The sequence below is a fragment of the Halopseudomonas oceani genome (assembly GCF_002903165.1).
Classification (GTDB): Bacteria; Pseudomonadota; Gammaproteobacteria; order Pseudomonadales; family Pseudomonadaceae; genus Halopseudomonas; species Halopseudomonas oceani.
This window is the reverse complement of record NZ_PPSK01000002.1, coordinates 102811-128060: the sequence shown is the minus strand read 5'-3', so window position 1 is coordinate 128060 and position 25250 is coordinate 102811. Positions and strand designations below refer to the sequence as shown.

At 62.0% G+C, this 25250-nt stretch carries 23 protein-coding genes; 11 read left to right on the top strand and 12 right to left on the bottom strand.

Annotated features, from left to right (window positions below; all coding sequences use genetic code 11):
- The first annotated feature begins 35 nt into the window (after nt 1-35).
- From C1949_RS02795 to dapD, 4 genes are read left to right on the top strand one after another with little or no spacing between them, the layout of a single operon-like run.
- Nucleotides 36-2735, top strand: a complete 2700-nt coding sequence (locus tag C1949_RS02795; RefSeq protein WP_229744360.1) for a [protein-PII] uridylyltransferase — start codon at nt 36-38, stop codon at nt 2733-2735.
- A gap of 9 nt (nt 2736-2744) precedes the next feature.
- Nucleotides 2745-3941: a succinyldiaminopimelate transaminase gene (gene dapC / locus C1949_RS02790; RefSeq protein ID WP_104736961.1), complete on the top strand. Its 1197-nt coding sequence runs from the start codon at nt 2745-2747 to the stop codon at nt 3939-3941.
- A gap of 3 nt (nt 3942-3944) precedes the next feature.
- Nucleotides 3945-4298 (top strand): ArsC family reductase, encoded by a 354-nt coding sequence (locus tag C1949_RS02785; protein WP_104736960.1) that lies wholly within the window; start codon nt 3945-3947, stop codon nt 4296-4298.
- Between the two features lie 24 nt (nt 4299-4322).
- The gene (gene dapD, locus C1949_RS02780) at nt 4323-5357 is read left to right on the top strand and encodes a 2,3,4,5-tetrahydropyridine-2,6-dicarboxylate N-succinyltransferase (RefSeq protein WP_104736959.1); all 1035 of its coding nucleotides are present in this window, start codon (nt 4323-4325) and stop codon (nt 5355-5357) included.
- Between the two features lie 246 nt (nt 5358-5603).
- Here the strand turns inward: dapD and tcdA are convergent, their stop codons facing one another.
- The gene (gene tcdA / locus C1949_RS02775) at nt 5604-6380 is read right to left on the bottom strand and encodes a tRNA cyclic N6-threonylcarbamoyladenosine(37) synthase TcdA (protein ID WP_104736958.1); all 777 of its coding nucleotides are present in this window, start codon (nt 6378-6380) and stop codon (nt 5604-5606) included.
- 207 nt (nt 6381-6587) lie between these two features.
- On the opposite strand from tcdA, the gene rlmF reads away from it, so the two are divergent.
- The 6 genes from rlmF (at nt 6588) to trxC (ending at nt 10973) form a co-directional block, all read left to right on the top strand.
- The gene (rlmF, locus tag C1949_RS02770; protein WP_104736957.1) at nt 6588-7544 is read left to right on the top strand and encodes a 23S rRNA (adenine(1618)-N(6))-methyltransferase RlmF; all 957 of its coding nucleotides are present in this window, start codon (nt 6588-6590) and stop codon (nt 7542-7544) included.
- A 136-nt stretch (nt 7545-7680) separates the two neighbouring features.
- Nucleotides 7681-8817 carry a succinyl-diaminopimelate desuccinylase gene (gene dapE, locus C1949_RS02765; RefSeq protein ID WP_104736956.1) on the top strand — a complete coding sequence of 379 codons (1137 nt, stop codon included), beginning with the start codon at nt 7681-7683 and terminating at the stop codon, nt 8815-8817.
- Nucleotides 8817-9620 carry a putative RNA methyltransferase gene (locus C1949_RS02760; RefSeq protein WP_104736955.1) on the top strand — a complete coding sequence of 268 codons (804 nt, stop codon included), beginning with the start codon at nt 8817-8819 and terminating at the stop codon, nt 9618-9620. The genes dapE and C1949_RS02760 overlap by 1 nt, the downstream gene beginning before the upstream one ends.
- A 26-nt stretch (nt 9621-9646) precedes the next feature.
- Nucleotides 9647-10024, top strand: a complete 378-nt coding sequence (locus C1949_RS02755) for a hypothetical protein (protein WP_104736954.1) — start codon at nt 9647-9649, stop codon at nt 10022-10024.
- Nucleotides 10025-10492, top strand: a complete 468-nt coding sequence (locus C1949_RS02750) for a potassium channel family protein (protein WP_211287062.1) — start codon at nt 10025-10027, stop codon at nt 10490-10492.
- Nucleotides 10493-10538: 46 nt separating this feature from the next.
- Nucleotides 10539-10973 carry a thioredoxin TrxC gene (gene trxC / locus C1949_RS02745; protein WP_104736953.1) on the top strand — a complete coding sequence of 145 codons (435 nt, stop codon included), beginning with the start codon at nt 10539-10541 and terminating at the stop codon, nt 10971-10973.
- A gap of 93 nt (nt 10974-11066) precedes the next feature.
- Here trxC and C1949_RS02740 read toward each other — a convergent pair whose 3' ends face one another.
- The 5 genes from C1949_RS02740 to C1949_RS02720 form a co-directional block, all read right to left on the bottom strand.
- Nucleotides 11067-11276, bottom strand: coding sequence for a cold-shock protein (locus C1949_RS02740; protein ID WP_104736952.1), 210 nt, complete (start codon nt 11274-11276; stop codon nt 11067-11069).
- A 175-nt stretch (nt 11277-11451) separates the two neighbouring features.
- The gene (locus C1949_RS02735) at nt 11452-12444 is read right to left on the bottom strand and encodes a DUF4340 domain-containing protein (protein WP_104736951.1); all 993 of its coding nucleotides are present in this window, start codon (nt 12442-12444) and stop codon (nt 11452-11454) included.
- 9 nt (nt 12445-12453) lie between these two features.
- Nucleotides 12454-14295 carry a GldG family protein gene (locus C1949_RS02730; RefSeq protein ID WP_104736950.1) on the bottom strand — a complete coding sequence of 614 codons (1842 nt, stop codon included), beginning with the start codon at nt 14293-14295 and terminating at the stop codon, nt 12454-12456.
- Nucleotides 14296-14313: 18 nt separating this feature from the next.
- Nucleotides 14314-15048 carry an ABC transporter permease gene (locus C1949_RS02725; RefSeq protein WP_104736949.1) on the bottom strand — a complete coding sequence of 245 codons (735 nt, stop codon included), beginning with the start codon at nt 15046-15048 and terminating at the stop codon, nt 14314-14316.
- Entirely contained in the window at nt 15045-15974 is a 930-nt protein-coding gene (locus C1949_RS02720) for an ABC transporter ATP-binding protein (protein WP_104736948.1), read from the bottom strand. Before C1949_RS02720 ends, C1949_RS02725 begins: the two co-directional genes overlap by 4 nt.
- Before the next feature lie 331 nt (nt 15975-16305).
- Between C1949_RS02720 and plsB the strand changes: the two genes are divergently transcribed.
- Nucleotides 16306-18786, top strand: coding sequence for a glycerol-3-phosphate 1-O-acyltransferase PlsB (gene plsB, locus C1949_RS02715; RefSeq protein ID WP_104736947.1), 2481 nt, complete (start codon nt 16306-16308; stop codon nt 18784-18786).
- A 7-nt stretch (nt 18787-18793) separates the two neighbouring features.
- Here plsB and C1949_RS02710 read toward each other — a convergent pair whose 3' ends face one another.
- From C1949_RS02710 to ppc, 6 genes are all read right to left on the bottom strand, one after another.
- Nucleotides 18794-19582 (bottom strand): class I SAM-dependent methyltransferase, encoded by a 789-nt coding sequence (locus C1949_RS02710; protein WP_104736946.1) that lies wholly within the window; start codon nt 19580-19582, stop codon nt 18794-18796.
- Between the two features lie 17 nt (nt 19583-19599).
- Nucleotides 19600-20472: a DUF72 domain-containing protein gene (locus C1949_RS02705; protein WP_104736945.1), complete on the bottom strand. Its 873-nt coding sequence runs from the start codon at nt 20470-20472 to the stop codon at nt 19600-19602.
- 19 nt (nt 20473-20491) lie between these two features.
- Entirely contained in the window at nt 20492-20806 is a 315-nt protein-coding gene (locus C1949_RS02700) for a hypothetical protein (RefSeq protein ID WP_104736944.1), read from the bottom strand.
- A gap of 30 nt (nt 20807-20836) precedes the next feature.
- Nucleotides 20837-21511, bottom strand: a complete 675-nt coding sequence (gene tsaB, locus C1949_RS02695) for a tRNA (adenosine(37)-N6)-threonylcarbamoyltransferase complex dimerization subunit type 1 TsaB (RefSeq protein WP_104736943.1) — start codon at nt 21509-21511, stop codon at nt 20837-20839.
- 95 nt (nt 21512-21606) lie between these two features.
- Entirely contained in the window at nt 21607-22254 is a 648-nt protein-coding gene (gene adk, locus C1949_RS02690) for an adenylate kinase (protein ID WP_104736942.1), read from the bottom strand.
- Nucleotides 22255-22494: 240 nt separating this feature from the next.
- Entirely contained in the window at nt 22495-25134 is a 2640-nt protein-coding gene (gene ppc / locus C1949_RS02685) for a phosphoenolpyruvate carboxylase (RefSeq protein ID WP_104736941.1), read from the bottom strand.
- Between the last annotated feature and the right edge of the window lie 116 nt (nt 25135-25250).

Below are 25250 nucleotides of genomic sequence, written 5' to 3'. Positions count from 1 at the left end.
GTCCGGCCAAACCGACCTGCCGAGGAACTGAAATGATGGATGACGCGCTTTTCGATCCGGGCCAGTTCCAGGCAGAGCTGGCACTCAAGAGTAGCCCCATAGCCGCCTTCAAGAAGGCCATTCGCCAGGCCGACACACTGATCGCTCAACGCTTTCAGGAAGGGCGCGATATTCATCAGCTGATCCACGAGCGCGCCTGGTTTACCGATCAGATATTGCAGCAGGCGTGGGCACGGCTGCCCTGCGCTGGTGACCCGGGCATCGCCCTGCTGGCGGTCGGTGGTTATGGGCGCGGCGAGCTGCATCCGCACTCGGATATCGACCTGCTGATCCTGTTGCGCGGCGACGCCGAACCGTTCCGCGAGTCGATTGAGGCCTTCCTCATGCTGCTCTGGGACGTCGGTCTGGAGGTGGGCCAGAGCGTACGCAGCATCGAGGAGTGTCAACACGAGGCCCGCGCCGACCTGACGGTGATTACCAACCTGATGGAGTCGCGCACCCTTGCAGGCGATGAGGCCTTGCGTCAGGACATGATGCAGGCAATCGATACCAGCCACATGTGGACTGACGCGGAGTTTTTCCGCGCCAAGCGTGCCGAGCAACACGCCCGGCATGCCAAGTTCAACGACACCGAATACAACCTCGAACCCAACGTCAAAAGCTCACCCGGCGGTCTGCGCGACATCCAGACCATTGCCTGGGTTGCACTGCGCCACTTCGGCACCAACGATCTGAGCGAACTGGTACAGCAGGGCTTTCTGAACGAGCCCGAGTACCGCATTCTCGATTCCGGGCGCGCCTTTCTGTGGAAAGTCCGCTTTGCCCTGCACACACTGGCCGGGCGCGCCGAGGACCGTCTGCTGTTCGATCACCAGCGCGCCCTTGCCAAGGTGCTGGGCTACGAGGGAACCGACAGTAAGCTGGCGGTCGAGCGCTTCATGCAGAAGTACTACCGGGTGGTGATGTCACTGTCCGAGCTGAACGATCTGCTGATGCAGCACTTCGAGGAAATTCTGCTGCGCAACGCCGAGGCGGCGGATATTCGCCCCCTCAACAGCCGCTTCCAGGTACGCAACCATTACATTGAGGTAACCAACCCGAACGTTTTCAAGCGTACCCCATTCGCCATCCTCGAAATTTTCCTGCTGATGGCTCAGCATCCGGAAATTCGCGGCGTGCGCGCCGACACCATCCGCTTGCTGCGCGACCATCGCCACCTGATCGATGACGACTTCCGCAGTGACATCCGCAATACCAGTCTGTTTATCGAGCTGTTCCGTTGCAAGGAAGGCATCCACCGCAACCTGCGGCGGATGAACCGCTACGGCATTCTCGGCCGCTACCTGCCCGAGTTCGGCAAGATCGTCGGCCAGATGCAGCACGACCTGTTCCACATTTACACGGTCGATGCGCACACCCTGAATCTGATCAAGCACCTGCGCAAACTGAACCGCCCCGAATACCAGGACAAGTACCCCCTGGCTTGGCGTATCTTCTGCCGCCTGCCCAAACCGGATCTGCTTTACATGGCGGGGCTGTACCACGACATCGCCAAGGGCCGCGGCGGCGACCACTCCGAGCTGGGCGCGGTCGACGCCGAACTGTTCTGCACCCGCCACCACCTGCCAGCTTGGGATACCCACCTGGTCAGTTGGCTGGTGGAAAACCATCTGCTGATGTCCACCACCGCCCAGCGCAAGGACATTTCCGACCCACTGGAGATTCACGACTTTGCCACCCGGGTCGGCAACCAAGTGCGACTCGACTACCTCTACGTGCTGACCATCGCCGACATCAACGCGACCAACCCGACGCTGTGGAACTCCTGGCGCGCGTCCTTGCTGCGCCAGCTGTATACCGAGACCAAGCGCGCCCTGCGCCGAGGCCTGGACAACCCGCCGGACCGCGAAGAGCACATCCACCAGACCCAGCAGGCAGCACTCGATATTCTGGTGCGCAACGGCATCGAGGAAGAGGATGCCGAGGACCTCTGGTCAGAGCTGGGTGAGGACTATTTCCTGCGCCACACTGCCAGCGATGTGGCCTGGCATACCGAGGCGATCGTCCAGCACAACGACCGCCACGGTCCGCTGGTGCTGATCAAGGAAACCGCCCAACGCGAATTCGAGGGCGCCACTCAGATCTTCATCTATACCCCGGAGCAGAACGACCTGTTCGCGGCGACGGTGTCGGCGATGGATCAGCTCAACCTGAGCATTCAGGATGCGCGCATCATTACCTCGACCAGCCAGTTCAGCCTGGACACCTACATCGTGCTCGATTCTGACGGTGGCTCCATCGGTGAAAACCCCGAACGGATCCGCCAGATCAAGCAGGGGCTGGTCGACGCCCTGTCCGACCCGGACGCCTACCCGAGCATCATTCAGCGCCGCGTGCCGCGTCAGCTCAAGCACTTTGCCTTTGCGCCCGAGGTCACCATTTTCAACGACCCGAGCGGCCTGCACACCATTTTGGAGTTGAGTGCACCGGACCGGCCCGGCCTGCTGGCGCGCATGGGCCGCATCCTCCTCGACTTCGACATCAGCGTGCAGAACGCCAAGATCGTTACCTTGGGCGAGCGCGTGGACGACGTGTTCGTCATTACCGACGCCAACAACCAGGCACTGTCGGACCCGCAACTGTGCGAGCGCCTGCAGCAAACCATTATCGACACACTCAGCAGTACCCAGCCGACCGGCCAGGAGTACAGCAGCCCTATTGCCATCGGCCCCTGAGGACACCGCATGAATCACGACCTGCAGCGCCTGCAGCCCTACCCGTTCGAAAAGCTGCGCGCCCTGATCGCCGACGTCACCCCGAACCCGGCCCTGCGCCCGATCTCGCTGTCGATCGGCGAGCCCAAGCATCCGTCGCCGCCGTTCGTGCTGCAGGCGCTGGCCGACAACCTCAATCAGGCCGCGGTCTACCCCACTACCCAGGGCAAGCCCGAGCTGCGTCAGAGCATTACCGACTGGCTGACCAAACGCTTTGCGCTGAAACACGGCAGCCTGGATATCAACGGCAACATCATCCCGGTCAACGGCACCCGTGAAGCACTGTTCTCCTTTACCCAGGCACTAATCGCCCGTGACCCGCAGGGCTTGGTGGTCAGCCCCAACCCCTTCTACCAAATCTACGAAGGGGCGGCATTTCTGGCCGGCGTTGAGCCGCACTACCTGGCCTGCGACGGCAGCAACGGTTTTATCCCGGATTTCAACGCCGTCCCGGCTAACGTCTGGCAGCGCTGCCAGTTGCTATTTATCTGCACGCCCGGCAACCCGACCGGTGCGGTCATTCCACTGGACACCCTGCAGCAGTTGATCAAGCTGGCCGACCAGTACGACTTCGTCATCGCCTCGGACGAGTGCTACAGCGAAATCTACGCCCCGGACGGCCCAGCGCCGGTCGGTCTGCTGCAGGCCTGCGCCGCCATGGGCCGTGACGACTACGCCCGCTGCGTGGTGTTCCACAGCCTGTCCAAGCGCTCCAACCTGCCGGGGCTGCGCTCGGGCTTCGTCGCCGGCGACGCCAGTCTGCTCAAGCCGTATCTCACCTACCGCACCTACCACGGCTGCGCTATGCCGATCCACAGCCAGATCGCCAGCATCGCCGCCTGGAATGACGAGGCCCACGTAGCCGACAACCGCGCCCAGTATCAGGCCAAGTTCGACGCTGTTCTTGCCATTCTCCGCGACGTGATGGAAGTGGAACGGCCCGACGCCGGTTTCTACCTGTGGCCCAAGACACCCATCGACGACGAGACCTTCACTACCCGCCTGCTGGCCGAGCAGAATGTCGCCGTGGTGCCCGGACGTTACCTGTCACGGGAAATTGATGGTTATAATCCCGGCGCCGGACGGGTCCGCATGGCGCTGGTCGCCCCGCTGGACGAGTGTATTGAAGCGGCCGAACGCATCCGCGACTTCATCAGGAGCCTGTAAGCCATGATTACCCTGTACGGCATAAAGGCCTGCGACACCATGAAAAAGGCCCGCACCTGGCTCGACGAGCACGGTGTCGACTACCAGTTTCACGATTACAAGACGCAAGGCATCGACGCCGAACGGCTGCATGCCTGGTGTGCCGAACATGGCTGGGAAGTCATCCTCAACCGCAAGGGCACCACCTTCCGCAAGCTTGACGACGCGGACAAGGAAAACATCGATACAGACAAGGCGGTTGCGCTGATGCAAGCCAACCCCTCAATGATAAAAAGACCGGTACTGGATATCGGCTCGCAGCGCCTGGTCGGCTTCAAGCCGGAGTGGTACGCCAGCGCGTTTGAATCCAATGCATAGCACTAGCATCAAAGGAACCGCCCCATGAGTGAATGTTTCAGTCTGGCCTTTGGCATCGGCACCCAGAACAGCGCAGGTGATTGGCTGGAGGTGTTTTATCCGCAGCCCCTGCTCAACCCCGGCAACGCCCTGATCGACGTGGTCAAGGCCGAGCTTGGTTACGCCGAAGGCAACCAGGCAATCGGTTTCGCCGCCAGCCAATGCGGCGCACTGAGCCAGGCACTGAATGCGGCCGGTTTCAGCGAGCAAGCGGCACTGGTGGCGCAGATGGCCGACAGCAGCCGTCCGCTGGTCGCGACCGTACTGGCCAGCGACGAAGCGCCCAGCTCCACCCCGGAAGCCTACCTCAAGCTGCACCTGCTCTCGCACCGTCTGGTCAAGCCGCACGGCGTGGTCCTGGCCGGCATCTTCCCGCTGCTACCGAACGTCGCCTGGACCACCCAGGGCGCGATCGACATCAACGAACTGCCGCAGCGCCAGATGGCTGCCCGCATGAAGGGTGAGTCGCTGGTCGTGCACAGCATCGACAAGTTCCCGTCGATGACCGACTACGTGGTCCCGGCCGGCATCCGCATCGCCGATACTGCCCGTGTACGTCTGGGCGCCTATGTGGGCGAAGGCACCACCGTCATGCACGAAGGCTTTATCAACTTCAACGCCGGCACCGCAGGTACCAGCATGGTTGAAGGCCGCATCTCCGCGGGCGTATTCGTTGGCAAGGGGTCCGACCTTGGCGGCGGCTGCTCCACCATGGGCACCCTGTCTGGCGGCGGCAACATCGTCATCTCCGTCGGCGAAGGCTGCCTGATTGGCGCCAACGCTGGTATCGGTATCCCGCTGGGCGATCGCTGCACCGTTGAAGCCGGCCTGTATATCACCGCCGGCATCAAGGTGGCGCTGCTGGACGACGCCGACAACCTGGTCGAAATCGTCAAGGCCCGCGACCTGGCCAACCAGTCCGACCTGCTGTTCCGTCGTAATTCGCAGACTGGCGCCATCGAGTGCAAGACCAACAAGAGCGCGATCCAGCTGAACGACATGCTGCACGCCCACAACTGATCGCGTTGTGGGAGCTGCAAGCGGCAAGCTATAAGCTGCAAGCAGCCAGCGAAGAGGCCCGTACCGGTGATCGGTTCGGGCCTTTTTTATAGCTACAAGCCTCAAGCGGCAAGCTACAAGCAGTTCGAGTGACTGGGGATATCGACGCTACAACCTGCAAGCGTGCTGGGGTAAGCCTGAAACCACAAAGCGCTTTTTGCTTTGGCTTTCGGCTTGTAGCTTGAGGCTTGCAGCTCGCTTTGCGGGCTAGCGCAGCAACCGCTGCACCGCCTGCGCCGCAGCCACCATGCCGAAGGTAGCGGTAACCATGGTCACAGCACCGAACCCACCGGAGCAGTCCAGGCGTACGCCCTCACCGACGAAGGATTTCTGCGTACAGACGCTGCCGTCGGGTTTGGGGTAGCGCAGTTGCTCCTTCGAGTAGACGCAGGGCACGCCGAAGCTGCGTTTGCTGTCGGCACGGGGGAAGTTGTGATCGCGACGCAGCAGTGAGCGGGCCTTGGCAGCCAGCGGGTCGTTGACCGTTTTCGAGAGGTCTGCCACGGTGATTTGCGTCGGATCGATCTGCCCGCCAGCCCCACCGGTGGTAATCACCGGGATCTTCCGGCGGCGGCACCAGGCAATCAGCGCGACCTTGGCGTTGACGCTGTCGATGCAGTCCACGACGCAATTGATATCGTCGGTAATCAGCTCAGCCAGATTATTCGCCGTCACAAAGTCCATCACCGCATGCACCTCGCAATCCGGGCTGATCGCCCGCAGACGTTCGGCCATCACCTCGACCTTGGGCTTGCCGACCTGACCGTCCAGCGCGTGCAACTGCCGATTGACGTTGCTGACACAAACCTCGTCCATATCGATCAGGCTGATGCGACCAATACCGCTGCGGGCCAGCGCCTCGGCCACCCAGCTACCCACCCCACCGATACCCACCACCACAACATGGCTGACGGCCAGACGCGCAAGCGCCTCCGTACCATACAAACGGCCAATTCCAGCAAAACGGGGGTCTTCGGTGATCATGGGGCATCCTCCTGCGGCGGCACAGTATACCAGCGCCGTCCGCCGCTGCATTGTGCAGAAAACAACCAGCGTTACGCAGGCGCCGGTCTGTATACGATTGCCCCGGATATCCTGACGTTATCCACAGCCTCATCCCCAGCTTCTGTGCACAACGGGTGACAAGCCCCCAGCAGCGTGGGATGCTCCACCACCAGATCAGGAGTCAGCATGTCACCCAGCCCATCCAAGCCACCAGCACTGCATCCGCGCAACCGCTACCAAGGCCGCTACGACTTTCCCCTCTTGGTCCGCAAGTGCCCGCCACTAAAGGTTTTTATCCGCCAGGGCAAAGGTGGACAGACGACCATCGACTTTACTGATCCGGCCGCTCTGCGCTGCCTCAATGGTGCGCTGCTGACCCACTGGTACGGTATCAACGGCTGGCAGCTTCCGGAAGACGCCCTGTGCCCGCCCATCCCCGGCCGCGCCGATCTTATCCACCACCTGGCGGATTTGCTTGCAAGCAGCCACGATGGCGTTATCCCCAAGGGCGCGAGCCTACGCGGGCTGGATGTGGGCACCGGCGCGAATCTGATTTATCCCCTGATCGGCAATGCTGAATACGGCTGGCAATTTGTTGGCAGCGACATTGATGCCGACGCGCTGCGCAACGGCGAGCAGATCATTGCAGCCAACCCGGCTCTGCAGCCACAGATCGAGCTGCGCCGGCAGGCGGACCCCGCGTGCATTTTCACTGGCATCATCGGCGCCGACGAGCAGTTCGACTTCACCCTGTGCAACCCGCCGTTCTACGCCAGCGCCGCCGAGGCCCGGCAGGCCAACGAGCGCAAGTGGCAGGGCCTGGGCAAGCAACCCGCCGGGCGTAATTTCGGCGGCCGCACCAACGAACTGTACTGCAGCGACGGCGAGGCAGGCTTCCTTCGCCGCATGGCCGAGCAGAGCAAGACCTACGCGTCGCAGGTGTTCTGGTTCACGACGCTGGTCGCCAGCGTCGGCAGCCTGAAAGCGCTGCCCGAGCAGTTGCGCGCGCTCGGCGCCACCGACGTACGCATCATCGACATGGGCCAGGGCAGCAAGCGCAGTCGGCTGCTGGCCTGGACCTTTCTCGACAAGAAACAGCGTCGTGCATGGCGTCGGGCGCGCTGGCCCGACACGCGAATCTGAACAGCCAGTGCCGACTTCGATCACCGGCCGGAACCGAACGGTCGTCACTTAGGCAAGCAGCGCCCTGATCAGGCGGGAAGAGCGCCGCATGACTCTGGTATGATGGCGCCTTCCTCTGCCCAGACGAACCGGAACCATGACCGAGCTATCCCCTACCCTGCAGCTGGCCTGCGACCTAATCTCCCGCAACTCCACCACCCCAGAAGACGCTGGCTGCCAGCAATTGATGGGCGAGCGACTGGCGGCAGTTGGTTTTCAGCTGGAGCCATTGCGCTTCGGCGAGGTCGACAACCTGTGGGCGCGACGCGGCAGCGAAGGCCCGGTGCTGTGCTTTGCCGGCCACACCGATGTGGTACCAACCGGCCCGGTCGAGCAATGGCAGACCAACCCGTTTATCCCGCAGATTCATGACGGCATGCTGCATGGCCGCGGCGCAGCCGATATGAAGGGCAGCCTTGCGGCGATGGTCGTGGCGGTCGAGCGCTTCGTTGCCGCCCACCCGGAGCACAAAGGCTCCATTGCCTTCCTGATCACCAGTGACGAGGAAGGCCCGGCAACCGACGGCACCGTGAAGGTGGTCGAAACCCTGGTCGAGCGTGGTGAGAAGGTTGACTGGTGCATCGTCGGCGAGCCCTCCAGTACCGAACTGGTCGGCGATATCGTCAAGAACGGCCGCCGCGGCTCGCTCAACGCCCGTCTGGTCATCCGCGGCAAGCAGGGCCATGTGGCTTATCCGCATCTGGCGCGTAACCCGATTCATCTGGCCGCCCCTGCACTGGCTGCGCTGGCTGCCGAGGTGTGGGACGAAGGCAATGCGTTCTTCCCGCCGACCAGCTTCCAGATTTCCAACATCCACTCCGGTACCGGTGCGACCAACGTGGTGCCCGGCGAGCTGGAAGCGCTGATCAACTTCCGTTTCTCCACCGAATCGACCGTTGAAGGACTGCAGCAGCGCGTATGCGACCTGCTGGATGCCCACGGCCTGGAGTACGAGCTGCACTGGACGGTGTCCGGTCTGCCCTTCCTGACTGAACCCGGTGCCCTGCTCGACGGCGTCTCGGCAGCGATCAAACAGGTCACCGGCCGCGAGACCCAGCCGTCGACCTCCGGCGGCACCTCCGATGGCCGCTTTATCGCGACCATGGGCACCCAAGTGGTTGAACTCGGCCCGGTGAACGCGACGATTCATCAGGTCAACGAGTGCATCAAGGCCGATGATCTCGACCTGCTGACCGACATCTATCAGGTCACGCTGGAACGGTTGCTGACCTGATGCTGCAACTGATCTGCCCACACTGCCATGCCCCGCTGAGCAACGTTGAGCGCCAATGGCGCTGCCCGGCCGGCCATAGCTACGATCAGGCCCGCCAGGGTTACCTGAATCTGCTGCTGGTGCAATTCAAGAACAGCAAGCAGCCCGGCGACACGCCGCAGATGCTGGCCTGCCGTCAGGCGTTCCTCGACGCTGGCCACTACCAGCCGGTAAGCGATGCAATCAATCAGCTATTTGCCGAATCCAGCCCCCAGACCCTGCTCGATATGGGCTGCGGTGAGGGGTACTACACCGAACGCCTGGCCCGCACCCTGCCCGACACCGCCATCGGTGGCTTCGACATCAGTAAGGACGCCATCATCAAGGCCTGCCGGCGCAGCCGCAGCATCCGCTGGATGGTAGCCTCCAGTGCTCGCCTGCCAGTTGCCGACCAGAGCCTGGATGCAGCCTTGAGCGTGTTCAGTCCGTGGTCTGCAGATGAGTGTCTGCGTACAGTCAAACCCGGCGGCCGCGTGCTGATCGTTGGCCCGCACAGCGACCATCTGCTGGCCCTGCGTGAGCGGCTGTACGACCAGATCCACCCAACGCCAGCACTGATCAAGACACTGCCGGATGGCCTGCGCATCGCCTCGGAGCAGACCCTGCGCTATCCTTTGCAACTGACAAGTGAGGATCTGGGCAATCTGATCGGCATGACGCCGCACGGCGTACGCAGCCGCCCCGAACGCCAGCAGGCCATCGCCGAGCAAGGTATTGAGGGCCTCGAAGTGGCCATGCAAATGATCATGCTGGAACGTTGCTGATACCACGAACACGCCAAGGAGTAGCCGTGCGCCAACCCGATATCGAAATCTACCTGCGCGACGACCACGTAGCAGACCTGCTGGACTGGCTGCACAAGGTCATGGGTCCGTTGACGTTGGACGAACCCAAAGGGCTAACCCAGCATGGCGCCCTGCACGCAGACCAGACCATTCCGCTGATGGTAGTACGTAAAGCGGCCGGAAAATGGGCGAGTATCTGGTTCGATAGCGACGCGACCCCGTGGGAGAGCGATCGCGACTGCGCCCGAGCTGTGCACGCCGCACTCGGTCACGAAGTACGCTGCTCGGTGGGCGGCTGGGAAGAGGCTGATGGCGAGGCCGATGCCGACCGCTGGCTGAAGGTCAACGCCGACGGCGAACAAGAATTTCTCTGGGCCCAGTAAGTGACCTATCTGCCAGACCTTGACCGCTTTCACGTTATCATGGTGGCGAGCAGCTGCGTCATTGTGGCGCTAGCGGTGGTGCTGCACTACGAGGTGCTGTCACGCCTGCACCGCTTTCTCGACGTCACCAAGATGGGCGAGCGGCCGCGCATCCTGACTCTGATCTTTGTGTTGCTATTCACCCATATCGCCGAGATCTGGCTGTTCGGTCTAAGCGCCTTCTTCCTACTGCAAATGCCTGAGCAAGGCGGTATTGTCGGCCTGGAAAGCATTACTCTGTTCGAAACCATTTACCTGTCCGCAACCACCTATACCACTCTTGGATACGGCGACCTGACACCGACCGGACACATCCGCTTTCTCTACGGCACCGAATCGCTGACAGGGCTGGTTCTGGTCACCTGGTCCGCCTCACTGACCTTCATCGAACTGCAAAGACAGTGGCAAGGGCGACGTCGGCATCCTTGAAACAGCGTCACCGGCCCCCCATCAATAGGGTATTGTCGGAGGAACCATGATGCTGATCTGCTGCCCCCATTGCCAACGCAAGAATCGACTGGACGCCAGTCGCCTCTCCGCCGCTCCCGTCTGCGGCGCCTGCAAGCAACCGCTGTTTAACGGCCAGCCCACGGCTGTCGATGCGAACGGGTTCGCCCGTCATGCCGGTGCAGACCTGCCGCTGGTAGTCGATTTCTGGGCAGCCTGGTGCGGACCATGTCGACAGTTCGCGCCCACCTTCAGCCAAAGCTGCAGCCAACATGAACCCCGAGCGCGCTTTCTCAAGGTCGATACCGAGGCTGCGCCCGATCTGGCCGCCCGTTTCGGCATTCGCAGTATTCCGACGTTGCTGATTGTGCATCAGGGCAAGGAAGTTGCACGGGTGAACGGTGCGTTGCCGGCTGGCGAATTTGACCGCTGGCTGCGCAGTCAACTGCCTACAGCAGGCTAAAAAACAGCAAAACAGATCCGCAGCGCAGGACTACCCGCGCCGGGAAGAAGCGACGGCTGCCTGGCGGCAGCCGCTCAATCAAGATATGGGCGGTTACAGCTTGGTGACATCATCCGCCTGCAGGCCCTTCTGACCCTGCGAAACGGTGAACTCAACCCTCTGACCTTCTACCAACGTGCGGTGACCGTCACCACGAATGGCACGGAAGTGCACAAACACATCCGGGCCGGACTCGCGCTGAATGAAACCAAAACCTTTGGCATCGTTGAACCACTTCACGGTCCCCTGCTCACGCTCTGCCATTACCACATTCCTCGTCGTACCTGATCTGTTCCGCTGTCCGCCCGCGGACAACGCGTGCTCAATCGCCAGGTGCACGCACCCGGAGATCGTTTTTCGAGTCTAGTTCAAGGTTTCAACGCTGCAAGTTGCGCAAGGAAAGCGGCAACCGCCCGAACGGGCGGCTGCCGTGGGAAGGTCAGTTCTGTGCCGGCTGCGCGGCGGTGTCTTCGGCCGGTTTCAGGTCGGCATGGCGCAGCACCATGCGATCATGCTGAGCCACCCCCAACTGAAACGCCCAGCGTGGATCAGCGTTGACTGTCAGTGGATTCTCATCGCTCTGCCCCAGACCGTCGATGGTCAGCCAGTAGGCCCCGCCGAGCTCGTAGAGCGACGCTTCCAGCGTCGCACCAGACCAACTGCTCAGTTGCATCGTGAGCACCGGCTCCCCCAGCTGCAGCGCAGTACGCAGCGATACGTTCTGCGCCCGTAGGTCCGCTAGCGCCAGCACCATCGAGTTCAGCTCACGCTCGTGCCCGTTGGCCTCGCCATCGGTCAGCTTGAAGTTGTAATCCCCCTCGCTGGCCTTGTCGAGCTGCAGCTCCTCGCCATCGCTATAGCGCCAGTGCGCTGTAGCAATCTGCTCCAACGGGATCTGGCTAACCTGCAGGTCAAGCCAGTCCTGCGGGTTGGATGACATGCTCAGCGCCCGGTTGACCAGCCAGACCTGGTCCTGATCGGTAAAACGAACCAACTGGTCACTGCCGACCTTATTGCCGAACAGTACACCAAAGCCGCCATCGGCCGCCTTGATGCTGACCCGCAGAGCGCTGTCGTTACCTTCACCTTCGGTCAGCCCCAGGCGCTGGTGATACTCGGCATTGCTTGTCTTTGCCTCGATCACTCGCGCCTCGCGTAGCGCCAGCAGCAACGCCGCCAGCCGCTCCCGCTGCAACGGAAACTGATCTCGGCTGGCAACGGTCCAGGCCTCGCCATCACGCTGCAGCACAACCTGCTGAGCGCCATGAGCCAGTTCGATCTGCTCGACACCAGCCAGCAGCGCCAGTTGCGCTTCGTCCAGCAGTGGGTGACTTTGCAGGTCAGTCACCCGATCACTGTTTCGAACCTGCAGAGCAACGGCAACCATCGCCACTGCCACTACCGCCAATGCGATAAGAATAATCCTGCGCATGTTGTCTCCTCAGCGTTTGCGGCGAATGCGGCCCAGCAACCACCAGAACAGCACGCCCAGTGTCAGCAAGGCGGGTACTGCCGCGGTATTCAGCCACTTCAGCTTGGTGCCCAGCGCGTCAATATCGGCGTTCAGCTGGTAGCGCACATCACGCAACTGCTTGCGGATCGCCACCTTCTCATCGAGAAAGGACTGAATGGTGTCCCGCTGCTCGGCGGTCAACTCGGTCAGCTGGGTCGGGTCCTGCCCCTGCTGCAGCTGAGCCAGTTTCTGGTCCGTTTCGGCCAGACGCTGCTGCAGCCGTTCCTCGCTGGCACGGAACCGGCTCTCGGCCTTGCGCTGCAGCTCTTCTACTACCGTGAACGGGCGGCTGAAGTCACCACGCGAGCGGACACTGATCAGCGCATCCGAGCCGGACAGGTTATCCAGCGCATTGACCAGCAGACCGGCGTTCTCTGCCCACGGCTGGGCGATGCGCTGGCCAAACAGATCGCGCACCTGGGTCCACATGCGGTCAGTCAGCATATCGGTGTCGGCAATGACCACCACATTGATGTTGTCCGACTGTGTAAGCCCCGGTTCATGCCCTTCCATTCCCTGCGGATAGGCCGTCTTGGCCGGCCCTTGCAAACGGGCTGCCAGGGTGTAGACATTATCGTCTGGAGTGAAGCCCTTGAGCAGGTCTTCCGGGTCGCGCAGAGCCGAGAATGCTTCACTTGGCACCAGCGCACTGAGGGCCGTGCTCTGCATCAGCGGGGTGAATTGGGTCTCGCTGCCTTCTACAGGCACCAGTGCGCCACCAGTGGCATAGGTCAGCAGCTGCAGCGGCGCAGTAATGGTATCTTCCGAGTTAATCTGGGCCGCTTCCACTTCCAGCCAGCCGATATGGCGCGCCGGGCGCTGGCCAGGGCCACGCCCCACTGCCATCCCCTGCTGGGCGTCCACCACCACCTTGGTCGGATCGTAAGCTACGCCCCAGGCCTGCAGCAGCGGCCCGAGATCGGAAGCCTTGCCGTCGGCCATGCCTTCTATCATCGCCTCCATACCCTGATCCGCCTCGGCGAAGGGGTCGACGTAAGCGAGCAACTTGCCGCCGCGTAGCACGAACTGATCGATGGCGTAGAGAGCCGCTTCACTCAGTGCCTTGGGATGAATCAGCAGCAGCACGTCGATGTCATCAGGAATGCTGTCGATGTCCTCGGCCAGCGGCTTGACATCAAACACCTGACGCACCTGCTCCAGCGACATCCAGGGCGCATCGGGTTGCTGAGTATAGGGATTCATGCCGCCGTCCACCGGCAAGCCGGAAATCAGACCGACCTGAGGCTTGTCCGGCTTGGCCAGGGTGCTCACCAGACGGCTCAGCTCATACTCGAGCATACCTTCCTGTTCCAGCGCAAAGAACGGAATCACTTCGCGCTGGGCCAGTTCGTTGGTGCCCGCCAGACCGAAGTACAGCGACTCCCCGCCATCGCTCAGCGGAATCGCCTGCAGACCAAATTCAGCGGCACGGTCTTCGGCCTCGGAGAACGGCTCTGGGTCAATAATGTGCAGCCGAATCTTGCCGTCAGCACGGCGCTCGTACTCCTTGAGCATTTCCTCGACCCGGCGCTGGTAGTTACGCAGCACGGTCAGATCCTTGCTCGCCGAGTCAGAGAAGAAGAAATACAGGTCAATCGGCGAGTCGAGCTCGGCGAGGACCTGCTTGGTGCCATCAGACAGGGTGTACAGTTTCTGTTCTGTCAGGTCCAGACGCGCGCTGGGGAACAGGACAGTGGTAGCCATGTTGAAGGCAAAGAAGGCCAGCAGCAGTACCAGCAGGCCGGCACCGGAATACATTAAACGTTTCATCGTGTTAGCTCCTTTGCCTCAATCGGCCTTTTTCAGGTCGATGACTACCGCCGTCGCGAGCAGCCAGGCGCCCATCAGCGAGAAGAAATACAGCAGGTCACGCACATCAAGTACGCCCTTGCTGATGGCTTCAAAGCGGGTCAGAAAGCTGAACGACGCCAGCGTATCCAGCACCCACTGCGGTGCCCAGCCACTAAAGGCGTTCTGCACCATCGAAACCCCGCTGACAACGAACAGGAAGCAAACCACCACACTGAGGATGAAAGCGATGACCTGATTCTTGGTCACCGCCGACATGCAGGAGCCGATGGCCAGATAACCGCCCGCCATCAGCCAGCTACCGATGTATCCGGTCAGGATGGCGCCGTTGTCCGGTGCGCCCAGATAGTTCACGGTCAACACCATCGGAAAGGTCAGCAACAGCGCGATACCAACAAACACCCAGGCGGCCAGAAACTTGCCAAGCACCATGGCCCCACGCGACACCGGCAGGGTCATCAGCAGTTCGATGGTGCCGGACTTGCGCTCCTCGGCCCACAACCGCATGGCCACCGCCGGAATCAGGAACAGGTACAGACCTGCGTGAAAGTTGAAGAAGGCAATCAGGTCTGCCTGACCCGCCTCGTAAAAGCCACCGACATCGAAGGTAAACAGCGACGCCATGACCAGAAAGATCACGATAAAGATATACGCCAGCGGCGTGGCGAAGTAACTGCCCAGCTCGCGGCGGAAGATAACACCCAGATTGTTCATGCCGATTCCCCCGAGGTCAGACTGCGGAACACGTCGTCCAGGCGACCGCGTTCCACCGACAGTTCATTGACCTGCCACTGCTGCTCACGTGCCAGTTGACCAACCGCCGGGAAGATCACTTCACCCGGCTTGGCCAGCACGGTCAGCGCTAGGCCATCTGCCGCACGCTCTACCGTGGCCACACCGGGCAGCGATTCGAGCGCCGCGCTGTCAGCGGGCGCAGCCAGCGACAAGGTGACGGCTTGGTGATAACGCGAGCGGGCTTCCAATTCGTCCGGTGTGCCGTCAGCCAGCAGCCGTCCCTTGCCGATGATCACGGCACGGGAGCAGACAGCACTGACCTCTTCGAGGATATGGGTAGAAATCACTACAATCTTGTTGCTGCCTTCAGCCAACTGCTGAATCAGGCGACGTACCTGATGCTTCTGGTTGGGGTCCAGACCATCGGTAGGTTCGTCCAGAATCAGCACCTGTGGATCGTGCAAAATCGCCTGGGCCAGGCCAACCCGACGCTTGAACCCCTTGGACAATGTCTCGATGCGCTGGCCCAGCACTTCCTGCAACTCAACCTGTTCGACCGCACGCTGCACATGACGCTGACGCTCCGCGCCGCGCAGCCCGCGTACACTGGCGATGAACTCAAGAAAGCCCTTGACGCGCATGTCGCCGTAGCAGGGAGCACCTTCCGGTAGATAGCCCATCTTCTGCTGCGCCAGCAGCGTCTGGGCCTGAATATCAAAACCGCAAACCGAGGCCGAGCCACCGTCAGGTGTCAGAAACCCGGTCAGCATCTTCATGGTAGTGGACTTGCCGGCCCCGTTGGGCCCGAGAAAACCGAGCACTTCACCCGGCTTGACGTCAAACGACAGATTGTCGACGGCGACGTGATCGCCGAAGCGTTTGGTCAGGCTGTTTATGCTTATCATGCCTTTTATTATTCCCCCAAAATGGTCTTTCGCGCGGCCTGCAGCTGGCTTCTCCGGCCAGCGGTCGCCCCTGATATCCATGCCGGTTTACGACAATGCAACTGTGCAGTGGTTCACAATCGCGTGAGGCAAAATGCCCCGTCTCCGAGTGGATACGGATATGCACGAGGCAGTGACTATATGAATCCCCCCGGTGCATTTCAAGCGAACCTTTTGCCTGACGCCCCCGCCGTCGCCAAGGCAGGCTGCGAGCAACCGGTAAACCAGCTAGAATCCGCTGCAAACCGCTTTGCGCCAACCAGCCACCGCCAATGCAGCCTCAGAGATACTTATGTCCGCATCCTACTCTTCCCTGTTCGGTCGCCTGCGCTTTGGGCTGGCGCGTCGTGTACTGTATCTCTGGGCACGCTCTCGCCGCATTGGTGATGACGACACCATCGATCCCCAGCGCCCGGTGGTCTATGTATTGCCCTATCGCTCGCTGAGTGACCTGATCGTTGCCGACCGCGAGTGCGTACGTGCCGGACTGCCCCGCCCGGTGCGCGCACCGCTGCCGCCGTTGGACGAGCGCGAGTCCTACGTTTTCCTGAACCACCAACGCTCCTGGGTTGGTCGCCCCGACCCACGGAGCCAGTCGCCACGCCTGGGCAAGGTGCTGGACTGCGCCCTGGACGACGCAGCCAGCGTGCAATTGGTGCCGATCACCGTATTCTGGGGCCAGTCACCGGACAGCGAATCATCACCGCTGAAGCTGCTGTTCGCCTGGAACTGGATGGGCGGTCGCCTGCGCAAGTTTCTCGCCATCCTGCTGCAAGGCCGCAAGGTGCGCGTGCATTTCGGGCCACAGGTTCCGCTGCAGACACTGCTTGAACCCGGCATGGACCAGCAGCGCGCAGTGCGCCGGGTCAACCGGGTACTGCGCGTTCACTTCCGCCAGCAGCGTGCCGCAGTAGTTGGCCCGGAGCTGGTTCACCGCAGCACACTACTCAAGGGCCTGCTGCATGCACCGCTGGTACGCGCTGCGATTGCCCAGGAGGCGAGCGAAAAAGGCATCGACGAGCGCAAGGCACAGGCGATGGCTGCGCGCTACGCGAACGAGATAGCCTCAGACTTCACCTATACCATCATCCGCTTTCTGGAAGTGGTGCTGAGCTGGTTCTGGAACAAGCTGTATGACGGTATCCGGGTCAACAACATCAAGCCGATCCAGGACATCGCCCGCGGCAATGAAATCATCTATGTGCCCTGCCACCGCAGCCACATCGACTACCTGCTACTGTCCTACCTGCTGTTTCGCAACAGCATGACCCCGCCGCATATTGCCGCCGGCATCAACCTGAACATGCCGGTCATCGGTGGCATTCTGCGCCGCGGCGGCGCCTTCTTCATGCGTCGCAGCTTCAAGGGTAATCAACTCTATACCGCGGTGTTCAACGAATATCTGCACGCCCTGTTCAGCCGGGGCTTCCCGGTCGAGTACTTTATCGAAGGCGGTCGTTCGCGCACCGGTCGCATGCTCAGCCCGAAAACCGGCATGCTCGCCATCACCCTGCGCAGCTTCCTGCGCTCCCCGCGCCGTCCCATCGTCTTCGTGCCCGTCTATATTGGCTACGAACGGGTACTGGAAGGTCGTACCTACCTTGGAGAGTTGCGCGGCCAGGCGAAAAAGAAGGAGTCGGTATTTGATATCTTCCGCGTGCTGTCTGCCCTCAAGCTGCGTTTTGGTCAGGTGGCGGTCAACTTTGGCGAGCCGCTCGCACTAGCCGACTTCCTCGACCGCGAGCAGCCGGATTGGCGTAGCCAGACCCTGGCCCCGGAATACCGCCCGGCCTGGTTGAATGCCACAACCAACACGCTAGCCCGCGAGCTGACCAGCGGCATCAGCGCTGCCGCCGACGTCAATCCGGTCAATATGGTCGCGCTGGTGATGCTATCCACCGCCCGCCTGGCGCTGGATGAGACCTCGCTGGCCCGTGCGCTGGACCGCTACAAGGCACTGCTGCAGGCAGTGCCCTACAGCAATGGCGTCACCCTTCCAGCAATTGATGGTCAGGCAATGATCGAGCACGTGGAATCCATGCAGATGATCGACCGCCAGTCCGACGCCCTCGGCGAGATCATGCGTCTGGACGAACCGCAGGCGGTACTGATGACGTACTACCGCAATAATGTGCTGCATCTGGTCGTATTGCCCGCGCTGATTGCCTGCTTGTTCCAGAACAACCCGAGGATGAGCCGCGAGCAGATTGAACGCTTGGTCATGGGCATCTACCCGTATCTGCAGGGCGAACTGTTTCTGCAGTGGAACGAAGCAGAGCTGCCTGAGGTAATTCAACAGTGGATAGACAGCCTGATCGAGCAGCAACTGCTGCGCGAGGCCGATGGCCAGATTCACCGCCCGGACCTCAGCTCAGCGGAATTCGTCATGCTCAGCCTGCTGTCGCGCAGCATCATCCAGATTCTGGAGCGCTTCTATATGGTCTCGGCGCTGCTGCTGAACTTCCCCAACGGCAGCCAGACCGCCGAGCAGCTGGAGGCGCGCTGTACGGTGATGGCCCAACGGCTGTCCATCCTGCACGGGTTGAACGCCCCGGAATTCTTCGACAAGACGCTGTTCCGCCAATTCATCCAGCGTCTGACCGACGAACAGGTGCTCAGCGCCGACGATGAGGGCCGCCTGCGTTACGTGTCCGGACTGGAAGATATTGCCGAAAACACCGCGAAACGGGTGCTCAGCGCCGAAGTGCGGCTGTCGATTCGCCAGGTCGCACGCAGCGCAGAAGGGTCAAAACACCCGGAAAGCGCGAGCTGACCGCAGGTCAGTCGAGCTTTTTCTTACCATAAATGTCGTACCGGCTGGACTGGCCGGCCAGCTGTGCACTGGGCTGCTGACCGGCAATCGCCGGAGCCTTGCGTGGCCGCTTGACCGCGACACGGTGGCTGGCCAGCTGCAGAGCGGCAGCCAGCAGTTGCGGCGCGTCATCGTCATCACCAGCCAGCGGTCGGAACAGGCGCATCTCCTTCTTCACCAGCGCCGACTTGTCGCGATGCGGAAACATTGGGTCAAGGTGAACCACCTGCGGTACATCCTGCTGCCAGGCGCCCATCGCCGCAATCGCATCGCAGTGCATCAGCCGCATGCGGCTGGCAATCTCCGCGACCTCACCGCCGGCCGCCCTGGCTCGTTGCAGGCCGTCTTCCAACAGCGCGGCGATCACCGGTTGACGCTCCAGCAGGGTCACCTCGCAGCCCAGCGCGGCAATCACGAACGCATCGCGTCCCAGCCCGGCAGTCGCATCCAGCACGCTAGGCCGAATGCTGCCGCGAATACCGACCGCACGGGCAACCATCTGCCCCGCCCCGCCGCCAAACTGGCGCCGATGAGCCATCGCCCCGCTGACAAAGTCGACCCGTACCGCGCCGGGCGCCCCCGCCTCGGTGCTGCGCAGCGATAGCCCTTCATCATCCAGCTCCAACAGCAAACCTGCACCGTCCGGCAGATCCGCCAGCACCGGCAACTGCAACCGCGCAGCCAACGCCTCAGCGGCGACCTGAAAGCGGCCATCCAGCCAATTGACCGCCAGGGTTAAGGGCATGTCGTTACTCATGAAGCTTCCTGTCGATATCAGAACAAGCCGCCCTGCTGCGGCGTTTCGGCGGTCTCACGCTCACCGGGCCAGAGTGGCATCGGCGGCAACGCGGGCAAGCGCTCACAGAGCGCGGCATGAAAGTCTCGGGCCAGTTGAGGAGCCAACAGGTTGTCCGGGGTATGCATAAACAGCATCGGTTGGCGTCCATCCTGCAGCCACTGCACACACTTGTCGAGCCAGGGTGCCAGCGCCTTCCAGTTGGCAGCCAGGTCCATACCGCCAATAAAACGCACACTGGGCCGCTCGCTCAACGCGATGGCGTGAACCGGCAGACGCGGCTTGCGCTGCTTTGCCTCAAGGGTAGCGGGATCAGTTGCATCGCTGGCAAATAAGGCTCGGCTGTCGAAGCTGATCCGTTCAACACCGCGCTGATGCAACAACCGATTGAGCTGACGCTCGGCCTCGTCCTTACGAAAGAAGCCCGGATGACGCACTTCGACTGCATAGCAGTAATCGCTCGGCAAGCTGTCGAGAAAACCTGCAAGCGCACCCAGCGCTTCCGGCGCGAAGCGTTCCGGCAGCTGCAGCCAGATCGGCCCCAGTCGCTGCTCCAGTGGTGCCATGCGACTGAGGAAGGTCTTCAACATCGGCTGTGTCGGATCCAGTCGACCGCCGTGACTGACCTCACGCGGCAACTTGGCACAGAAATGAAAATCGTCCGCCAGCAGCTCGGCCCAGCGGGCAACCCGCGTGTCACTGGGCAACGAATAGAAAGTGGTATTGCCCTCGACCGCACCGAAGACCCGGCTATACTGCGCCAGCCGCTCGTCCGCATCGCTGCCACGGGTATAGAGATGACCAGACCAGGACGGCTCGGCCCAGAGCGGGCAACCAGTGATAAAACGCATGGGTAACGCGGTCACGACATCAGGCGTAGGTGTCAATGCCGACGATGGCGTCGGCGGCGCTGTCGACCGGCATGTTGGCGGTGCTTTGATAGCTGGCCAGTGCCTGATTGGCACGGCCGTAGACGGGCTCGTAAGACTCGCGACGGGCCGGAATATACTCAGCGCTCGGTGCCGAGGCGGCGACCATCTGACCTGCAGGCAAACGGGTTTGCGTTACCCCAGCCTGCTCGTTGCCAGGCACGGACGCAGCAGCACTGTTACCAGTCGTATTGGCAATCGCGCGGCTGCTGCGGTCAGGCAGCGATGAGTAGGGATTAAAACCGTCCAGGCGCACCAGATTCGCTCCGAAGATAATAGGGCCAGCTTACGCCTGGCCCTTGGGCGTGGCAACCTTGTCGCGCAGGTAGACCGGCTGGGCATCAGCGGCATCCATCACCTCACCTGCCAGCCAGCTCGGCAGCGCCAGGGTGATCAAGTCGCGTGCGTCCGGCAGCATCTGCGGCCAGCTGCGCTCGGCCGCCACCGCCAGGCGATCGGCGTACTGCCAGCCGGTGCCGGCACCGGCGACCACGCTGACGCCTTCGGGCAGGCTGACCGCTTCCGGAGGGCAGACCCGCTCCGCATCAAGCGACCGCATGACACCGTCCTGCAGGCCGTACAGCCCCCAGTAGACTTCGTCCATGCGCGCATCAATCGCCGCTGCAACAATTTCGGCACCGTGCTCACGCCACGCGCGCTGGGCCAGCGCTGCCAGATTGGACACAGCGATCACCGGCTTCTCGGCGGCAAAGGCCAGCCCCTGCACCATGCCGGTCGCGATGCGCACACCGGTGAAGGCACCGGGGCCACGACCAAACACCAGCGCGTCAACATCCTGCAGGCGCAGGTCCCGCTCATTGAGCAGCTCCTCGATCATCGGCAGCAGACGCTGAGCGTGCTGACGCGGAATCACTTCGCTGCGCACGGTGACGTTGCCGCCATGCAGCAGCGCGGCGGAACAGCATTCGGTGGCGGTATCCAGAGCAAGCAGTGTGGTCATGGTCGGATTCTGAATTCAGGGCCGGGCATTGTACAAAAATGCAAAGACCCGTGCGACCGAAGTCAGCACGGGTCTCAGGGTCACGCGGACAGGCCTCAGTCCAGCGCGGTGATGACCTTGGCAGTAATCTGCTCGACGCTGCCGATGCCTTCTACCTTGGCGCACTTCGGCGTGCCCTTGGCAGCAGACAGCTTCTGGTAGAAGTCGACCAGCGGCTTGGTCTGGGTGTGGTACACCTGCAGACGCTTGCGTACGGTCTCTTCCTTGTCATCGTCACGCTGGATCAGATCTTCGCCGGTGACGTCGTCCTTGCCGGCAACCTTCGGCGGATTGTGCTCAACGTGGTAGACACGGCCGGAACCCGGATGCACACGGCGACCAGACAGACGGGCAACGATTTCCTCATCAGCAACAGCAATTTCCAGTACGCGATCGATGTCGATGCCGGCTTCAACCAGCGCTTCGGCTTGCGGAATGGTGCGCGGGAAGCCATCGAACAGGAAGCCGTTGACGCAGTCATCCTGAGTGATACGTTCCTTGATCAGGCCGATGATCAGGTCGTCGGAAACCAGGCCGCCGTTGTCCATGACCTCTTTCACCTGCTTGCCAAGCTCGGTACCGGCCTTGACCGCTGCGCGCAGCATGTCCCCGGTGGAGATCTGCGGGATACCAAAACGCTCGCAGATGAACTGGGCCTGTGTGCCCTTGCCCGCCCCTGGGGCGCCCAACAGGATAACTCGCATGATGTACTCCTCGTCTAACTGAATCCGAGCTGTCAGCGGCCCTAAACCAGCGACCTGCCTGGCACCCACGCGGTGCGCAGATGCGGAAAAATTCGCACTATCCAGGCGGTGCTGGATCGCAAAGGGGGATCAACATACACGCCCGCGCCGCCATGCACAAGACGGACCATTGTCGCAGGCAAACAAGCCATTGAAATACTTGACGATCAGCGCAGCCCATCAAGGCTGCGCTTTCTGTCGTCAGCCGGTATTGCGCATCCCGGCGGCGATGCCAGCCATGGTCACCATCAGCGCGCGCTCCAGATCTGGATCGACCTTCTCGCCCTGGGCGCGGGTACGCGCCATCAGCTCGGCCTGCAGCACGTGCAGCGGATCGGTATAGGGATTGCGGATCGCCACCGACTCGCCCAACGCCGGATTATGCGCCAGCAAGACCTCGGTATCGCGCAGTTGCAGCACAACCGCTGTCGCCTGTTCCAGCGCTGCACGCAGTCGCTCACCCAGCGGCCAGAGGTCCTGGCTGGCTAGGCGCCGCTCGTAGAAACGAGCAATATCGACATCGGCTTTGGACAACACCATTTCCAGCATCTCGACCCGCGCCAGGAAGAACGGCCAGCCCACCATCATCTCACGCAACTGCTCCTGCTTGCCGGCATCCAGCGCCTCCCGCAGCGCCTGCCCGGCACCTAGCCAGGCCGGCAGCATCAACCGGGTCTGGGTCCAGGCAAATATCCAGGGAATCGCGCGCAGGGTTTCAATACCACCCTGACTGCGCCGTTTGGCAGGCCGACTGCCCAGCGGCAGGCGCCCCAGCTCCTGCTCCGGGGTGGCTTGCCGGAAGTACTCAACGAACTGCGGCTCGCCGCGTACAACCCCGCGATACACCTCCACCGAGCGATCAGCCAATTGCTGCATCAATTCCCGCCAGGCCGGCTTTGGCGCGGGCGGCGGCAGCAGACTCGCTTCCAGCACCGCACTGGCGTAAAGCTGCATGCTTTGCACCGCGATACCGGGCAGCCCGAACTTGAAGCGGATCATCTCGCCCTGCTCGGTTACACGCAGCTGGCCGCGCACCGAGCCCGGCGGTTGCGACAGGATCGCCATGTGCGCAGGAGCACCGCCGCGCCCCACGGTGCCGCCACGGCCGTGGAACAACCGCAGACGCACACCATGACGCTGGCAGACACCTACCAGCGCTTCCTGAGCGCGGTACTGCGCCCACCCGGCAGCCAGCGTGCCAGCATCCTTGGCCGAGTCGGAGTAACCGATCATGACTTCCTGCTCGTCACCAACCAGCGCGCGGTACTGATCCAGCGCCAGCAGCCGATCGATGGCATCGGCGGCGTGGTCCAGATCATCGAGGGTCTCGAACAACGGGGCAACCCGCATCGGCCAGCTGACGCCAGTCTCTTTGAGCAGCAACTTGACCGCCAGCACATCGGAGGGGTGCGAAGCCATGGAAATAACGTAGGAACCAAGCAGCTCTCGCGGCTGCTGAGCGACGACCCGGCAGGTCGCCAACACTTCAGCCACGTCGGCAGACGGCTGCCAGTCAGGCGGCAGCAGAGGACGGCGACTGTGCAACTCCTCAAGCAGGAAGCGACAACGGGCGTCTTCGTCCCAGTCGGCGTAGTTACCCAATTGCAGGTATTGCGTCAGCTCGCTAAATACCTCGGCATGCCGCGCCGCATCCTGACGAATATCCAGGCGCACCAGCCCGAGACCAAAGGCGTTAACCCGTCGCAACGTATCCAGCAGCGGACCATTGGCAATGCGCTTGAGACCAAACTGCATCAGCGAGCGGTAACACAGTTCCAGCGGGCCGCGCAGGTCGTCCAGCTTGTGCAAGACTTCGTCAGGCATCGGCACATCAGCAGTAAGCGACTGTTCCGCCCAGCGCCGGCTTGCCTGCAGCCGGGTACGCAACTGCTTGAGCACCGAGCGATAGGGCTCATCGACCGACTCGGCTTGCGCCAGCAGTTCGTCGCTGGCCGCGTGCATCGATAGCTGATTGGTCAGTTCCTCGATGTCGCGCAGGTACAGATCCGCCGCCATCCAACGCCCCAGCAACAGCACCTCACGGGTCACTGGCGCCGTCACGTTGGGGTTGCCATCGCGATCACCGCCCATCCAGGACGCAATTCGCACCGGCGAGGCGCGCAGGTCAAGGTGATGCCCCGTCGCCTCATGCACATCGGTATCAAAACGACGAATAAACTGCGGCAATGCCTGCCACAGTGAATGTTCGATCACGGCAAAGCCCCATTTGGCCTCATCGACCGGCGTCGGGCGGGTACGGCGAATCTCATCGGTATGCCAGGCCTCGCTGATCAGCCGCGCCAGATCCTGTCGAACCTCGTCCTGCTCGGCAGCAGTCAGGTCGTCGTGGTCGCCCCGGGCAAGGGCCGCCGCGATGGCATCGTACTTCTGAATCAGGGTACGACGGGTGACCTCGGTGGGATGCGCGGTTAGCACCAGCTCAATATCCAGCTCGTTGACCTGCTTGACGATGGCCTCGGCGCTGAAATTTTCCTGCTTCAGCCGGGCCAGGAGGTCACTCACGCAGCGCAGTTCAAACGCCAGCGGCTCGTCGGCACGGCGACGACGGATGCGGTGATGCTGCTCGGCGATATTGGCCAGGTTGAGAAACTGATTGAAGGCCCGACAGACCGGTAGCAACTGACTGTCCGGCAGATCCTGCAAGGCACTGAGCAGCGCTTCATTGGCTGCCTGATCTGCCTTGCGGCCCTGCTTGGCGCCCAACCGAATGCGCTCGATGCGCTGTAAAAAGTCCTCTCCCAGGTGTGCCTGGATGGTCTGCCCAAGCAGGGCTCCCAGATTGTGGACGTCTTCACGCAAGCGAGCATCGATATCGGTCATGGACTTACCTCCGAACGTTTTGGGACTACCAGCATGCGATGCACGCCCCCGCCTGACAAGGGGCCAATGGCACTTAAAGCCATGTCGATGGTCTATGCTCAAGGAGTCGCCACAAG

Coding starts and splice junctions, on each gene's coding strand:
- plsB (WP_104736947.1), top strand. CDS start 16,306: ATGTCCGCATCCTACTCTTCCCTGTTCGGTCGCCTGCGCTTTGGGCTG.
- C1949_RS02725 (WP_104736949.1), bottom strand. CDS start 15,048: ATGAACAATCTGGGTGTTATCTTCCGCCGCGAGCTGGGCAGTTACTTC.
- C1949_RS02740 (WP_104736952.1), bottom strand. CDS start 11,276: ATGGCAGAGCGTGAGCAGGGGACCGTGAAGTGGTTCAACGATGCCAAA.
- tsaB (WP_104736943.1), bottom strand. CDS start 21,511: ATGACCACACTGCTTGCTCTGGATACCGCCACCGAATGCTGTTCCGCC.
- dapE (WP_104736956.1), top strand. CDS start 7,681: ATGACCGAGCTATCCCCTACCCTGCAGCTGGCCTGCGACCTAATCTCC.
- tcdA (WP_104736958.1), bottom strand. CDS start 6,380: ATGATCACCGAAGACCCCCGTTTTGCTGGAATTGGCCGTTTGTATGGT.
- C1949_RS02735 (WP_104736951.1), bottom strand. CDS start 12,444: ATGCGCAGGATTATTCTTATCGCATTGGCGGTAGTGGCAGTGGCGATG.
- ppc (WP_104736941.1), bottom strand. CDS start 25,134: ATGACCGATATCGATGCTCGCTTGCGTGAAGACGTCCACAATCTGGGA.
- rlmF (WP_104736957.1), top strand. CDS start 6,588: ATGTCACCCAGCCCATCCAAGCCACCAGCACTGCATCCGCGCAACCGC.
- C1949_RS02710 (WP_104736946.1), bottom strand. CDS start 19,582: ATGAGTAACGACATGCCCTTAACCCTGGCGGTCAATTGGCTGGATGGC.
- C1949_RS02760 (WP_104736955.1), top strand. CDS start 8,817: ATGCTGCAACTGATCTGCCCACACTGCCATGCCCCGCTGAGCAACGTT.
- C1949_RS02705 (WP_104736945.1), bottom strand. CDS start 20,472: ATGCGTTTTATCACTGGTTGCCCGCTCTGGGCCGAGCCGTCCTGGTCT.
- adk (WP_104736942.1), bottom strand. CDS start 22,254: ATGCGAGTTATCCTGTTGGGCGCCCCAGGGGCGGGCAAGGGCACACAG.
- trxC (WP_104736953.1), top strand. CDS start 10,539: ATGATGCTGATCTGCTGCCCCCATTGCCAACGCAAGAATCGACTGGAC.
- dapC (WP_104736961.1), top strand. CDS start 2,745: ATGAATCACGACCTGCAGCGCCTGCAGCCCTACCCGTTCGAAAAGCTG.
- dapD (WP_104736959.1), top strand. CDS start 4,323: ATGAGTGAATGTTTCAGTCTGGCCTTTGGCATCGGCACCCAGAACAGC.
- C1949_RS02730 (WP_104736950.1), bottom strand. CDS start 14,295: ATGAAACGTTTAATGTATTCCGGTGCCGGCCTGCTGGTACTGCTGCTG.
- C1949_RS02785 (WP_104736960.1), top strand. CDS start 3,945: ATGATTACCCTGTACGGCATAAAGGCCTGCGACACCATGAAAAAGGCC.
- C1949_RS02795 (WP_229744360.1), top strand. CDS start 36: ATGGATGACGCGCTTTTCGATCCGGGCCAGTTCCAGGCAGAGCTGGCA.
- C1949_RS02720 (WP_104736948.1), bottom strand. CDS start 15,974: ATGATAAGCATAAACAGCCTGACCAAACGCTTCGGCGATCACGTCGCC.